The 12,850-nt window shown below is 66.1% G+C and carries 13 protein-coding genes; 9 read left to right on the top strand and 4 right to left on the bottom strand.

The features are described 5' to 3' along the window. Positions 1–11: 11 nt before the first annotated feature. Positions 12–644: a cob(I)yrinic acid a,c-diamide adenosyltransferase gene (cobO, locus tag RHIZ70P_RS09030; protein ID WP_115670076.1), complete on the top strand. Its 633-nt coding sequence runs from the start codon at positions 12–14 to the stop codon at positions 642–644. Position 645: 1 nt separating this feature from the next. Further along, positions 646–1,071 carry an EamA family transporter gene (locus RHIZ70P_RS09025; RefSeq protein ID WP_115670075.1) on the top strand — a complete coding sequence of 142 codons (426 nt, stop codon included), beginning with the start codon at positions 646–648 and terminating at the stop codon, positions 1,069–1,071. Here RHIZ70P_RS09025 and RHIZ70P_RS09020 read toward each other — a convergent pair. Together RHIZ70P_RS09020 and RHIZ70P_RS22970 are read right to left on the bottom strand one after the other, a co-directional pair. Then, entirely contained in the window at positions 1,068–1,853 is a 786-nt protein-coding gene (locus tag RHIZ70P_RS09020; RefSeq protein ID WP_115670228.1) for a TSUP family transporter, read from the bottom strand. The two genes, RHIZ70P_RS09025 and RHIZ70P_RS09020, sit on opposite strands and share 4 nt — an antisense overlap. Positions 1,854–2,035: 182 nt before the next feature. After that, positions 2,036–2,206: a hypothetical protein gene (locus RHIZ70P_RS22970; protein WP_181903987.1), complete on the bottom strand. Its 171-nt coding sequence runs from the start codon at positions 2,204–2,206 to the stop codon at positions 2,036–2,038. 357 nt (positions 2,207–2,563) lie between these two features. Between RHIZ70P_RS22970 and RHIZ70P_RS09015 the strand changes: the two genes are divergently transcribed. From RHIZ70P_RS09015 to RHIZ70P_RS08985, 7 genes are all read left to right on the top strand, one after another. After that, on the top strand, positions 2,564–3,976 hold the full coding sequence (locus RHIZ70P_RS09015) for a sirohydrochlorin chelatase (RefSeq protein ID WP_115670074.1): 1,413 nt from the start codon (positions 2,564–2,566) through the stop codon (positions 3,974–3,976). Between the two features lie 171 nt (positions 3,977–4,147). Next, positions 4,148–4,783, top strand: coding sequence for a precorrin-8X methylmutase (locus tag RHIZ70P_RS09010; RefSeq protein ID WP_115670227.1), 636 nt, complete (start codon positions 4,148–4,150; stop codon positions 4,781–4,783). Positions 4,784–4,796: 13 nt separating this feature from the next. Next, positions 4,797–6,020, top strand: coding sequence for a precorrin-6y C5,15-methyltransferase (decarboxylating) subunit CbiE (gene cbiE, locus RHIZ70P_RS09005; RefSeq protein ID WP_181903995.1), 1,224 nt, complete (start codon positions 4,797–4,799; stop codon positions 6,018–6,020). 247 nt (positions 6,021–6,267) lie between these two features. Continuing rightward, positions 6,268–7,017, top strand: a complete 750-nt coding sequence (gene cobI, locus RHIZ70P_RS09000; RefSeq protein ID WP_115670072.1) for a precorrin-2 C(20)-methyltransferase — start codon at positions 6,268–6,270, stop codon at positions 7,015–7,017. Then, the gene (cobJ, locus tag RHIZ70P_RS08995; protein WP_115670071.1) at positions 7,014–8,978 is read left to right on the top strand and encodes a precorrin-3B C(17)-methyltransferase; all 1,965 of its coding nucleotides are present in this window, start codon (positions 7,014–7,016) and stop codon (positions 8,976–8,978) included. The genes cobI and cobJ overlap by 4 nt, the downstream gene beginning before the upstream one ends. Positions 8,979–9,174: 196 nt before the next feature. After that, positions 9,175–9,954 carry a precorrin-4 C(11)-methyltransferase gene (gene cobM, locus RHIZ70P_RS08990; protein WP_115670070.1) on the top strand — a complete coding sequence of 260 codons (780 nt, stop codon included), beginning with the start codon at positions 9,175–9,177 and terminating at the stop codon, positions 9,952–9,954. A 102-nt stretch (positions 9,955–10,056) separates the two neighbouring features. Then, complete coding sequence (locus RHIZ70P_RS08985; RefSeq protein ID WP_115670069.1) at positions 10,057–11,022, top strand: nucleoside hydrolase; 966 nt, start codon at positions 10,057–10,059, stop codon at positions 11,020–11,022. Here the strand turns inward: RHIZ70P_RS08985 and RHIZ70P_RS08980 are convergent, their stop codons facing one another. Next, complete coding sequence (locus RHIZ70P_RS08980; protein ID WP_115670226.1) at positions 11,023–11,706, bottom strand: cobalt-precorrin-6A reductase; 684 nt, start codon at positions 11,704–11,706, stop codon at positions 11,023–11,025. Continuing rightward, positions 11,696–12,826 (bottom strand): cobalt-precorrin-5B (C(1))-methyltransferase, encoded by a 1,131-nt coding sequence (locus tag RHIZ70P_RS08975; protein ID WP_115670225.1) that lies wholly within the window; start codon positions 12,824–12,826, stop codon positions 11,696–11,698. The genes RHIZ70P_RS08980 and RHIZ70P_RS08975 overlap by 11 nt, the downstream gene beginning before the upstream one ends. Positions 12,827–12,850: the final 24 nt, after the last annotated feature.

Below are 12,850 nucleotides of genomic sequence, written 5' to 3'. Positions count from 1 at the left end.
AGGATGATACCATGACCGACGACCTTTCCGGCGCCTCGCCCGAGGATCTCGCCCGCCACGCGGAGAAGATGGCGAAGAAGAAGGCCGCGCGTGAAAAGATCATGGCGACCAAGACCGGCGAGAAAGGGCTGATCATCGTCCATACCGGCAAGGGCAAGGGCAAGTCCTCGGCCGCCTTCGGCATGATCTTCCGCCATATCGCCCATGGCAAGAAATGCGCGGTGGTGCAGTTCATCAAGGGCGCCATGTCGACCGGCGAGCGCGACCTGATCCTCAAGCACTTTTCCGACCTGTGCGAATTCCACACCATGGGCGAGGGTTTCACCTGGGAAACCCAGGACAAGGCGCGCGACATCGCCATGGCGAGGGCCGCCTGGGAAAAGGCAAAGGACCTGATCCGCGATCCGGGAAATTCCATGGTCCTGCTGGACGAGATCAACATTGCCATCCGCTACGACTATATCGACATCGCCGACGTGGTCGAATTCCTGGAGAGCGAGAAACCGGAGATGACCCATGTCGTGCTGACCGGCCGCAATGCCAAGGATGAATTGATCGAGATTGCCGACCTGGTGACCGAGATGGAACTCATCAAGCACCCGTTCCGCTCCGGCATCAAGGCGCAGATCGGCGTGGAGTTCTGACATGGTCCAGGGCTGGCAGTTCTGGGCCTTTTTGTCGGCCGTCTTCGCCGCCCTGACGGCGATTTTCGGCAAGGTCGGCGTCGCGGGGGTCAATTCCGACCTGGCGACACTGATCCGGACCATCGTCATCCTCGTCGTGTTGGCCGGGATCGTCGCCGCCACCGGCCAGTGGCAAGCGCCCTCGACGATTTCGGCGAAGACCTGGGTCTTCCTCGGCCTGTCGGGATTGGCGACGGGTGCGTCCTGGCTCTGCTACTACCGGGCGCTCAAGCTCGGCGACGCGGCCCGAGTCGCGCCCATCGACAAGCTGTCGATCGTCATGGTCGCGATCTTCGCTGTGCTTTTCCTCGGTGAGAAGCTGAGCCTGGCCGCGTGGGCCGGTGTGGCGCTGATCGGTGTCGGCGCCATTGTCGTGTCGGTGTTCTAGAACCCCACCCAGACCCGCACTGGATTGGTCGGATCCATCAGCAGCTTGGTGGCGAGAGCCACGCAGGTGACGATCAGCAGCGGCTTGATCAGCTTGGCGCCGTTCTTCATGGCGAGCTTCGAGCCCGCCTGGGCGCCGAGGAACTGGCCGAGCCCCATCAGAAGGCCGACCTTCCACAGCACCACGCCGCTCGCCAGGAAGACGAGAAAGGCGCCGAGATTGGACGACAGGTTCAGCAGCTTGGTGTGGGCCGTCGCCTTCAGCATGCCGAAGCCGGCGAGCGAGACGAAGGCCAGCATGAAGAAGGAGCCGGTGCCAGGGCCGAACACGCCGTCGTAGAAGCCGATCAGCGGCACGAAGGTCAGGCCGAACAGGAAGGGCGTCATGCGCTGGTGGCGGTCGACATCCGACAGGTTGGGCTTGAGGGCAAAATAGAGGGCGATCGCCACCAGGAGGAAGGGCATCAACGCCCGCAGCACGTCGCCGGGCACCTCGGTCGCGAGCACCGCGCCGATGGCGCCGCCAAGGCCGGCCAGCGCCGCCATCGGCAACTGGCCCCTAAGGTCGACATGGCCTTTGCGGGCATAGGCGATCGTCGCCGAGGCGGCGCCGAACATCGATTGCAGCTTGTTGGTGCCGAGCGTCTGGAGCGGCGGTATGCCGGCGATCAGCATGGCCGGAATGGTGATCAGCCCGCCGCCGCCGGCGATCGAATCGATGAACCCGGCCAGAAAGGCGGCGATGAACAGCAAAAGCAGCGTGGAGAACAGGATTTCGGGCAAGGCAAAGGTCCGGACGGATGGAAACGACAGGCGGATCACTTCGCCCGACAGCCCCTATCGCACAAACTGGGCTGCACAAAAAGCCCGGTCGCAGCGCCCTTGTGCCTCAAATCACCGCCACCTGGGAGCAGCCCCCTTCGCCTGGCCGGCGGAGGAAGGTCTGAACTCCCAGCCGGACTGGATCACATGCCTTTGACGAGATTGCCGAGCAGCAGCAGCACGAAGGCGGTCGTCATGATCCAGAATGAAGGTATTGCCACGAACGGCAGGATGTTGAGGAAGATCAACAGGGCCGCGATGGCCAGCAGAACCGCGATGACGAAAACGGCCTGGGTGGGGCGGCTCAGATACATGTTTTGGTGCTCCAAATGCGTGGTCCTGGGCTCAGGACGACATCGTGAAATGCCGTGGACGCGCATAAGTTCCATGAGGTCGGAAATATAGCCTCCTTCCGGTCCGGCGATCGGCAGCGCCGGTCCGAGCGCGGATGGCCCATAGAATGGCGCAAACAAGTTTGACCTGATCGGGCCGACTGTCTAAAGCTCTTGTCCATGTGCGACGGCGCCTGTTCGACAGGCTGGAAATAGTCCGGTGCGGCTGACCCAGGCAGGGGGCCAATTCCGGAGCTGTCCGTAAAGGCCATGGAGTCCTCCGTCAGGTGACGGCTCCGGCGCTTCGTACATGAGGAAAACGAAGCAGGAGGCCTGTGCATGTCGGAAAAACTCGGGATCATGGTCTGCGGCCATGGCAGCCGCAACCAGAATGCGGCGCGCGAATTCGCCATCATCGCCGAGGCGCTGCGGGCGAGAAACCCGGACATGCCGGTGGAATACGGCTATCTCGAATTCTGCAATCCGGTAATCTCGGCCGGTCTCGACAAGCTGCGCGCCGAAGGGGTCACCCGCGTGCTCGCCGTGCCGGGAATGCTCTTTGCCGCCGGCCACGCCAAGAACGACATTCCCTCGGTGCTCAACACCTACCAGGCGCAGAACCCGGGCATGGTCATCAACTATGGCCGCGAACTCGGCATCGACCTGAAGATGATCCGCGCCGCGGGCGACCGCATCCAGCAGGCGGTCGATGCCGCCAATGCCGAACTCGGCTTCGTCGACAAGCACGACACCCTGCTGATGGTCGTCGGCCGCGGCTCCTCCGATCCGGACGCCAATTCCAACGCCACCAAGGTCATGCGCATGCTCTGGGAAGGCATGGGCTTCGGCTGGGGCGAGACCTGTTATTCCGGCGTCACCTTCCCGCTGGTCGAGCCGGGGCTCACCCATGCGGCCAAGCTCGGCTACAAGCGCATCATCGTCTTCCCGTATTTTCTCTTCACCGGCGTGCTGGTGAAGCGCATCTATTCCTACACCGACGAAGTGGCGGCGCGTCACCCCGAGATCCAGTTCGTCAAGGCGAGCTATCTCAACGATCATCCGCTGGTGCTCGACGCCTTCCAGGACCGGGTCAAGGAAATCCTCGAGGGCGCGGCGGTGATGAACTGCCAGATGTGCAAGTACCGCGAGCAGGTGTTGGGCTTCGAGGCCGATATCGGCCAGCCGCAGGAAAGCCACCACCACCATGTCGAAGGCATTGGCGGCGGCCTGGAAAACTGTCCGTGCAAGGGCGATTGCGACGCCTCCTGCCGCGACCCCGACTTCTGCAAGGAGCACGGCTTGCCCTGGACGCCCGTTCATTCCCATGCCGAGCCGAGCGACCTCGAGCCGGCCTTCGACTACGCCCCCTCGACCACGCTCGGCGGCAAGTATGGCCACCTGATGAACGCGGCTCCAGACGCCGAACTCGAGGCCGTGATGAGCGCGCCGTCGAGAGGCAAGGCGGCGGCGCACGAACATGGCCCGAACTGCGGCTGTGGCCACCACCATGGGCACGAGCATGGCCACGACGACCACCATCACGGCCATGGCCATGATCACGACGGTCACGCCCATGCGCACGGACATAGCCACGGTGACGAGCACGGCCACGACCATGGTCACAGTCACGGCCATGACCACGACCATGCCGGCGGCCATTCCCACGATCACGGCCACCACGACCACCATCACGCCCCGTACCCCCATGCCGACCATCCGCTCGGTCCGAAGTCGATGCAGAAGAAGAAGTGATGGGGCAGGTGGCACAATCGCTGGCGGGCGTCTGCCCCTCATCCCCCTGCCGGGACCTTCTCCCCGTCCTGACGGGGAGAAGGAGGACGGGGCCTGGGCGGTGCCACGCATCCCTTCTCCCCGCGAGCGGGGAGAAGGTGGCGGCAGCCGGATGAGGGGCGGTTCATGACGATCCCCGACTACGTCCGCGATCCCGCCGAGATCTATCGCCAGTCCTTCGAGACGATCCGCACGGAGGCGGATCTGTCGCGGTTTTCCGGCGGCATGGAGAAGCTCGCCATCCGCCTGATCCATGCCTGCGGCATGACCGATCTGACCGACGACATCGCCTTTTCCGCCGACGCCTTCGAGGCTGGCGTCACGGCGCTGGCCAAAGGCGCGCCGGTGCTCTGCGATGTGGAAATGGTCCGCCACGGCATCATCGCCCGCCTGCTGCCGGCGGACAACGAGGTGATCTGCCTGCTCAACGATCCGCGCGTGCGCCCGAAGGCCGAGGCGATCGGCAATACCCGCTCCGCGGCCCAGGTCGATCTGTGGGACGAACATCTGGCCGGCGCCGTCGTCGCCATCGGCAATGCACCGACCGCGCTCTTCCGCCTGCTGGAGCGGCTCGATGCCGGTGCGCCGAAGCCGGCGCTGATCCTCGGCCTATCCGTCGGTTTCGTCGGCGCCGCCGAAAGCAAGGACGCGCTGATCGCCGACAGTCGCGGCATTCCCTTCATTGCGGTTCGCGGCCGGCGAGGAGGCTCGGCCATGGCGTCCGCCGCCGTCAACGCACTGGCAGGGGGGCTCGGCGCCAATGACTGAGACGACGAGTGACATGGCGCCCTGGCTCACCATCATCGGGATCGGCGACAACGGGCTTTCCAGCCTGACGCCGCAGGCCCAGGCGCTGCTCTGGCAGGCAGAGACGATCGTGCTGGGCGAGCGGCTGGACAGCGTTCTGGAAGGCGCGCACCTGCCGGGCCTGAAGCGCATCCTCACCTGGAGTGCCGGCTTCCGCGAGACCCTTGGTGAGGTGTTGCGGATGCGCGGCACGCCGGTCACCATCCTGGCCACCGGCGATCCCATGCATTTCGGCATCGGCGCGACGCTCAGGCGCTATGTTCCGATCGAGGAAATGGCCATCCTCCCGTCGCCTTCGGCCTTCTCGCTCGCTGCCGCGCGGCTCGGCTGGCCGCTGCAATCTGTGGCGCAGATTTCCCTGCACGGCCGTCCGCTCACGCATTTGAACCGCCATCTTCTGCCGCGCGCGCGTATCCTCGCGCTGACCTCGGATGCGGCCACGGTAGCCGCCGTCGCGGCCCTGCTGGTCAAGCGCGGCTTCGGCGCCTCGATGCTGTCGGTGCTGGAGCACATGGGCGGCGACGCCGAGCGGATCACCGTGATGACGGCGCGGCAAATGCTGGAAAACACGCCGCCGCTGTCCGATTTCAACACGCTGGCGATCGACTGCGCCTCCGAATCGCCGCTGCTTTCGACCGTGCCGGGCCTGCCGGACGAAGCCTTCCGGCATGACGGACAGCTGACCAAGCGCGAGATCCGCGCCGTCACCCTGTCGCAGCTCCAGCCCTTTCCCCATGCGCTGCTCTGGGACGTCGGCGCCGGTTCCGGCTCGATCGGCATCGAATGGATGCGCACCGGAATGGGCACGCGGACCATCGCCATCGAGGGCAAGGCCGAACGTGTCGCGATGATCCGCGCCAATGCCGATGCGCTCGGCGTGCCGGATCTGGAGATCGTCGAGGGCGAAGCCCCGCAGGCGCTGGACGGGCTCGATCCTCCCGACGTCGTCTTCATCGGCGGCGGGATCAATCGCGAAGGCCTGTTCGAGGCCTGCTGGGAGGCACTCGCACCCGGCGGCCAGCTGGTCGCGAATGCGGTTACGATCGAAGGCGAGGCGCGCCTCGCCGACCTGCGCGGCGCCTTCGGCGGCGAATTGATCCGCCTCTCCGTCGCCCGCGCCGCCCCGGTCGGCCGCTATTGCGGCTGGAAGTCGCTGATGCCGGTGACGATCTGGTCGGTGACGAAGGGGGAGCAATAGCGATGGTCCTTTTCGCGTTTCAGGACCCCCTCTGGCCTGCCGGCCATCTCCCCCACAAGGGGGGAGAGACCCGTGCCGCCAGCGTGCTGCGCGTCGGCCATTGTCTTCTCACGGTCATTGCTGTTCGGGCGTTGACCTACATCGCCCTGAGGTCGCGAGCGGTGCCGCGTGCCTGTCTCCCCCCTTGTGGGGGAGATGCCCGGCAGGGCAGAGGGGGTATTTTTCAAAAGAGCGGGGGGCGATCCTCATGACCGGCAAACTCTACGGCCTCGGCCTTGGCCCCGGCGATCCGGAACTGATCACGCTGAAGGCGCACCGCATCCTGAGTGCTGCCCCGGTCGTCGCCTATCCGGCGCCCGACACCGGTCCGAGCTTCGCCCGGCAGATCGCCGCCGCCCATCTCAGCTTCCACCAGGTGGAAGTGCCGATCGTCGTGCCCATGCGGGTCGAACGCTTTCCGGCACAGGAGATCTACGACGAAGCCGCCGAGACGCTGTCGCGTCATCTCGATGCGGGCCTCGATGTCGCCGTGCTGTGCGAGGGCGATCCCTTCTTCTACGGCTCGTTCATGTACTTGTTCGAGCGCCTGTCCGGCCGCTACGAGACCGAGATCGTGCCCGGCGTGTCGTCGATGATGGCCGCTGCCGCCGCCCTCGGACGACCGCTTGCGGCGCGCAACGACGTGCTTTCCATCGTGCCGGGGCCGCTCGACGACGAGACGCTGAGGAGCCGGATCGATGCGGCCGGTGCCGTCGCCATCATCAAGGTTGGCCGGCATTTTCATCGCATCCGCGCGCTGATCGAGGCCATGGGGCTGACCGCTCACGCCGGCTATGTCGAGCGCGTCAGCCTGCCCGAACAGCGCGTGCTGCCGCTGTCCGCCGTGGCGGAAGACGTTGCGCCCTATTTCTCGATGATCCTGATCTACAAGGGCGGGGAGGGCTGGAATGCATCGCTTGCCGCCGAAAATGCCCGCCATAACGGAATGACCCCATGACCCTCGCACCAGAACCCGCCGTCGTCATCCTGTCCGAGGCGAGCCATGCGCTCGGCCGCAGGATTGCCGATGCGATCGGCGGAGAACTCCACGGCGCCCGCGCCCGCACCGCGCATGTCGACGTCGCCTTCGACGAGACAAGGGCGCATCTGGCGGCGCTCTTTTCCGCCGGTCGGCCGATCGTCGCGGTGATGGCTGCCGGCGCCCTGATCCGTATCCTGGCGCCGCTGCTCGCCGACAAGCATAGCGAGCCCGCCGTCGTCGCCGTCTCGGAGGATGGCGCCTCGGTCGTCCCGCTGCTCGGCGGCCACCATGGCGCTAATGATCTCGCCCGTTCGATCGCCGCCGCCCTCGATGCCCATGCCGCGGTGACCACCGCCGGCGACGTGAAATTCGGCGTTGCCCTCGACCAGCCGCGGCAGGGCTACGTGCTCGCCAATCCGGCGGATGCCAAGGCGGTGATGGCGGAGCTGGTGGCCGGGGCCAAGGCGCAGCTGGAGATCTCCTCTCCCCAGCGGGGAGAGGGTGGCGCGATAGCGCCGGGTGAGGGGGCGGCACCCGACAAGGTCGGCCGTTTGGCCCCCTCATCCGGTCCTTCGGACCACCTTCTCCCCGCTGGGGAGAAGGGAAGGCCGCCGCTCGCCGCCTGGCTCATCTCCTCCCGCATCCCCTTCGCGGAGGACGGCACGGTGACGCTGACGGTCACCGACCGTCCCAAGCACGCCGGTCCGCTCGAACTCGTCTACCATCCGAAGACGCTGGTGCTCGGCATGGGCTGCGAACGCCATGCGTCGAGCGAGGAGGCGATCGCGCTGGCCGAACAGGCTTTGGCGGATAGCGATCTCGCCTGGCAGAGCCTCGCCGCCGTCGCCTCGATCGACGTGAAGGCCGATGAAACCGCGATCCACGACGTCGCCGCCCATTTCGGCGTGCCGGCCCGCTTCTTCTCCGCCGCGCGGCTGGAAGAGGAGGCGCCCAGGCTGCAGAACCCGTCCGAGGTCGTCTTTGCCGAGGTCGGCTGCCATGGCGTCGCCGAAGGTGCGGCGCTTGCCGGTGTCGGCCCGTCCGGTGATCTCGTCTTGCCCAAGATCAAGTCGAAGGGCGTGACCGCCGCGATCGCCCATAGCGCCGCGATCGTCGATCCAGACACCATCGGCCGGGCACGCGGCACCCTCTACGTCGTCGGCGTCGGTCCCGGCGCCGACCAATGGCGCTCGCCGGAGGTCTCGGCCATGGTGTCCGCCTCTACCGATCTGGTCGGCTATTCGCTCTATCTCGACCTGCTCGGCCCGCTCGCAAAGGGCAAGACGCGCCACGACTTCGACCTCGGCAAGGAAGAGGCCCGCGTCGTCCATGCCATGGAACTGGCGGGCGAGGGAAAGACCGTGGCGCTCGTCTGCTCGGGCGATGCCGGCATCTATGCCATGGCGACTCTGGTGTTCGAACTGTTCGACAAGGGCGGCATTTCGGATGCGGCGTCCCGCATCGAGGTCCAGGTCTCGCCGGGCATCTCGGCGCTCCAGGCCGCCGCCGCCCGCATCGGCGCACCGCTCGGCCACGACTTCTGCACCATTTCGCTCTCCGACCTGCTGACCCCCTGGGAGCATATCCAGCGCCGGGTGAAGGCGGCGGGCGAGGGCGATTTCGTCATCGCCTTCTACAATCCGGTGTCGATGAAGCGCCGCACCCAGCTCGCTTACGCCCGCGACAAGCTGCTCGAATACCGCCCGGCCTCGACGCCGGTCATCCTCGCCACCAATCTCGGCCGTCCGGGCGAGCATGTGCGCACGGTGCCGCTCGGTTCACTCAACGTCGACGACGTCGACATGCTGACGGTGGTGGTCGTCGGCTCGTCGGAGAGCCGCACGGTCACGACCGGCGACGGCAAGACCTGGGTCTACACGCCGCGCGGCTATTCCGGGAAGGCGGAAAGCGGGATGAAGATCGAAACGAAGGGCTGACGTAGACGTCTCGGGGCGTGATTGCCCCTCATCCCCCTGCCGGGACCTTCTCCCCGTCTCGACGGGGGGAAGGGACTTGGGGCTGCGGCGGTGCCACATCGTCCTTCGCCCCGCCTGCGGGGAGAAGGTGGCGGCAGCCGGATGAGGGGCTGATGCCCAAAAGGCGGAGACAGGTAGATTTGACAAGGAAACGAGCATGACCGTCTATTTCATCGGCGCCGGCCCCGGCGCCCCGGACCTCATCACCGTGCGGGGCCTCAGACTCATCGAGCGTTGCCCGGTCTGCCTCTATGCTGGTTCGCTTGTGCCCCAAGAGATCGTGCAGGCGGCGCCGGAAGGCGCGATCGTCAAGGACACCGCGCCGATGCATCTGGACGCGATCGTCGCCGAGATGGAAGCCGCCCATGCCCGCGGCGAGGATGTCGCCCGGGTGCATTCCGGCGACCCGTCGATCTATGGCGCCATCGCCGAGCAGATGCGAAGGCTCGACGCGCTTGAGATCCCTTACGACGTCGTGCCGGGCGTGCCGGCCTTCGCCGCCACCGCCGCACGGCTGAAGACCGAGCTGACGCTTCCTGAGATCGCCCAGACGGTGATCGTCACGCGCACCGAGATGAAGGCGTCGTCGATGCCGGAATTCGAGACGCTGGAGATCCTCGGAAAGTCCCGGGCGACGCTCGCCATCCACCTGTCGATCCGAAACCTCACCCACATCCGCGACACGCTGACGCCCTATTACGGCGAGGATTGCCCGGTGATCATCGCCTATCGCTCGACCTGGCCGGACGAACTCCTGATCCGCACCACGCTGAAGGACATGGCCGAGGAAGTGCGCAAGGCGAAGATCACCCGGACGGCCCTCATCATGGTCGGCAAGGTCTTCGGCCATGTCGAATTCCGCGACAGCGACCTCTACAATTCCGAGTTCTCCCATGTGCTGCGTAATGTGGGCAAGAAGAACAAGAAGGCGCAATAGGGCTGGATCTCCTTCTCGACGTTGGCATTGCCCTTTGCCGATGCGCGGCTAAGCTGCAATGATCGTGAACGCAAAACTGCAACCGGACAGCCAGAAAAAAACATGAAGCACAAGGTCATTTTCGATACGGATCCCGGCGTCGACGACGCCATGGCGCTGCTCTTCCTCCACCATCATCGCGAGATCGATCTGGTCGGCATCACCACCGTCTTCGGCAATGCGTCGATCGAGACGACGACGCGCAATGCTCTCTTCCTCAAGCGCGAGTGGAAGATCGATTCTCCGGTCGCCAAGGGCGCCGGCGAGACCTTCATTCCGCATCGCGTGAGTCACGAGCCGCCGAAATTCATTCACGGCGACGACGGGTTGGGCAATATCGGCGTGCCGGATGTCATCGACCTGCCGCTGGACCCGCGCCCGGCCCATCGCTTCATCGTCGAGACGATTCGCGCCAATCCGGGCGAGGTGACGCTGGTCGCCGTCGGCCGCATGACCAACCTTGCCAATGCGCTGAAGGAAGATCCGGGCATCGTCGAACTGGTGAAGGAAGTCGTCGTCATGGGCGGCGCCTTCGACGTCAACGGCAATGTCACGCCGGCGGCCGAGGCCAATATCCACGGCGATCCGGAAGCCGCCGACCTGGTCTTCACCGCCGACTGGCCTGTGGTGATCGTCGGTCTCGACGTCACGACGCAGACGGTGATGACCCGCCGGCAGCTCGCCGACATCCGCGATGCGGCCGGCACCAGCCGCGCCCGCCTGTTGTTCGACCTGTCGCAGTTCTACATCAAGTTCTACGAGAGCCGCGTGCCGGACGGCATGGTCGTGCATGACAGCTGTGCCTGCGCCTATGTCGTGGCACCGCATCTGTTCAAGACGCGTTCCGGTTCGGTCCGCGTGGTCTGCGGCGGCATCGCCGACGGACAGACGATCCAGAAACCGGACTATATGGGCTTTGGCCCCAGCGTCTGGGATCACCTGCCGAGCCAGAAGATCTGCACCGGCATCGATCCGAACGGCGTGCTGACGCTGATCCACGACACGATCGTTTCGGTCAAGGAAGACTGATCAGCGGCCGACGATGATAACCGGCAGGCCCATCTCCCGCGCCGCGGCTATCTTGCCGTAGCCCGATGCGCCGCCGGAATTGCGGCAGACGAGATGGGTCACGCCGTGGGACGCGAACAATGCGGCCTCACGCTCCGGGTGGGCCGACGGCTTTCCGAGGATCAGCACATGGTCGGTGAACGGCAGCGGTTCGGCCGGCGCGTCGATCATGCGGATGATGAAGCGGCAATCGCTGCGGGCGGCAAAGGCATCGAGATATTGCCGGCCGAGCGCCAGGAACACGGTCGCACCGGCCGGCAGCGCCCGTGCCGCCTCCTCGAGCGAAGACACCTCCTGCCACCGGTCGCCGCGCTGGCGCTCCCAGCCGGGGCGGACCACATGTTCAAGCACGATGCCCGTCTCGGCCGCCGCCTGGATGGCGTTCTCCGAGATTCGCCGGGCAAACGGGTGGGTGGCGTCGATGAGTCGCGTCACGCCGTTTTCCCGGATATAGGCAGCCAGGCCCGCCGCGCCGCCGAACCCGCCGATGCGCACCTCGCCGGGCGGCAGGACCGGATGGGCGGTGCGCCCGGCAAGCGAGGTGACCACGGCGACGTCGCCGCGCGCGACGAGTTTTGCCGCAAGTGCCGTCGCTTCCGCTGTGCCGCCGAGGATCAGCACTTTCGGCTTGGCGTCAGGCGGCACGGGCAATGATCTTCCCCTGGCGGTCCGTAACGATCACGTCGACCTCGACCGGCGCACCGCGCAATGTGGCGACCGCTGTCGCGCGGGCGGCACGGGCAATGGCGGACGAGATGTCGATATCATTTTCATTTGCTAATTCAAGTATTTCTAAAGCAGTGTTCGCGTGCAGCATTCGCTCCCGAACGCGTTCGTTGAGCACAGACCCGTCGATCAGCGATACCAGTGCCGCATTGTCGACCTGGCTGCGGGAGGAATGCAGGTCGAGCGCACCTTGCGCCAGCTTCGCCATCTTGGCGAACCCGCCGGCGATGGTCAGCCGCGGGACCGGATGTGCCCGCAGGTACTTGAGCAGGCCCCCGGCGAAATCGCCCATGTCGAGCAGCGCGCCGTCCGGCAGGTCGTGGAAGACCTGCGCCGCCTTTTCCGAAGTGGAGCCGGTGGCGCCCAGCACGTGTTTCATGCCCTCGGCGCGGGCGACGTCGATGCCGCGATGGATCGAGTGGATCCAGGCCGCGCAGGAGAAGGGATGCACGACGCCGGTGGTGCCGAGCACGGAGAGCCCGCCGACGATGCCGAGGCGCGGGTTCCAGGTCCTTTCCGCGATCTTGTCCCCGCCTGGAATGGAGACGGTGATCTCGATGTCTGCGGGCAGGCCGTGCTGCACGCAGAGCGCCTCGACCTCTGCCGTCATCATCGCGCGCGGCACGGGATTGATCGCCGGTTCGCCGACGCCGATCGGCAGGCCCGGTCGGGTCACGGTACCGACGCCGTCGCCGGCGGCAAAGCGGATACCGCTTCCGGGCGGCAGCGGACGGACCGAGGCGATTACGGTTGCCCCATGGGTCACATCCGGATCATCGCCGGCATCCTTGACGATGCCGGCCATCGCATGGCCGTCGCCAAGGGCCTCGAGCGAAAGCGAAAAGGCCGGCTCCTCACCGCGCGGCAGGCGGATCGTGACGGGATCCGGGAATTCGCCGGTGATCAATGCCGTCAGCGCCGCCTTGGTGGCTGCCGTCGCGCAGGCGCCCGTCGTCCAGCCGGTCCTAAGCGGGCCTTCGGGCTTGGCGATGCGGCCTTCGTCGGCCGCGGGCGCGGCGGTTTTTTCGGGTTGGCTCATGGTCCCGTTATAGGCGAGGGCGGG

The sequence above is a fragment of the Paenirhizobium selenitireducens ATCC BAA-1503 genome (genome assembly GCF_900492185.1).
GTDB lineage: Bacteria > Pseudomonadota > Alphaproteobacteria > Rhizobiales > Rhizobiaceae > Allorhizobium > Allorhizobium selenitireducens_A.
This window is presented reverse-complemented; position numbering and strand designations above follow the sequence as displayed.

What these genes read in the sequence shown, in the direction of transcription:
- RHIZ70P_RS08975 (WP_115670225.1), bottom strand. Translation starts at nt 12,826, where the DNA reads ATGAGCCAACCCGAAAAAACCGCCGCGCCCGCGGCCGACGAAGGCCGC.
- cobO (WP_115670076.1), top strand. Translation starts at nt 12, where the DNA reads ATGACCGACGACCTTTCCGGCGCCTCGCCCGAGGATCTCGCCCGCCAC.
- cobI (WP_115670072.1), top strand. Translation starts at nt 6,268, where the DNA reads ATGACCGGCAAACTCTACGGCCTCGGCCTTGGCCCCGGCGATCCGGAA.
- cobJ (WP_115670071.1), top strand. Translation starts at nt 7,014, where the DNA reads ATGACCCTCGCACCAGAACCCGCCGTCGTCATCCTGTCCGAGGCGAGC.
- cbiE (WP_181903995.1), top strand. Translation starts at nt 4,797, where the DNA reads ATGGCGCCCTGGCTCACCATCATCGGGATCGGCGACAACGGGCTTTCC.
- RHIZ70P_RS22970 (WP_181903987.1), bottom strand. Translation starts at nt 2,206, where the DNA reads ATGTATCTGAGCCGCCCCACCCAGGCCGTTTTCGTCATCGCGGTTCTG.
- cobM (WP_115670070.1), top strand. Translation starts at nt 9,175, where the DNA reads ATGACCGTCTATTTCATCGGCGCCGGCCCCGGCGCCCCGGACCTCATC.
- RHIZ70P_RS09025 (WP_115670075.1), top strand. Translation starts at nt 646, where the DNA reads ATGGTCCAGGGCTGGCAGTTCTGGGCCTTTTTGTCGGCCGTCTTCGCC.
- RHIZ70P_RS08985 (WP_115670069.1), top strand. Translation starts at nt 10,057, where the DNA reads ATGAAGCACAAGGTCATTTTCGATACGGATCCCGGCGTCGACGACGCC.
- RHIZ70P_RS09015 (WP_115670074.1), top strand. Translation starts at nt 2,564, where the DNA reads ATGTCGGAAAAACTCGGGATCATGGTCTGCGGCCATGGCAGCCGCAAC.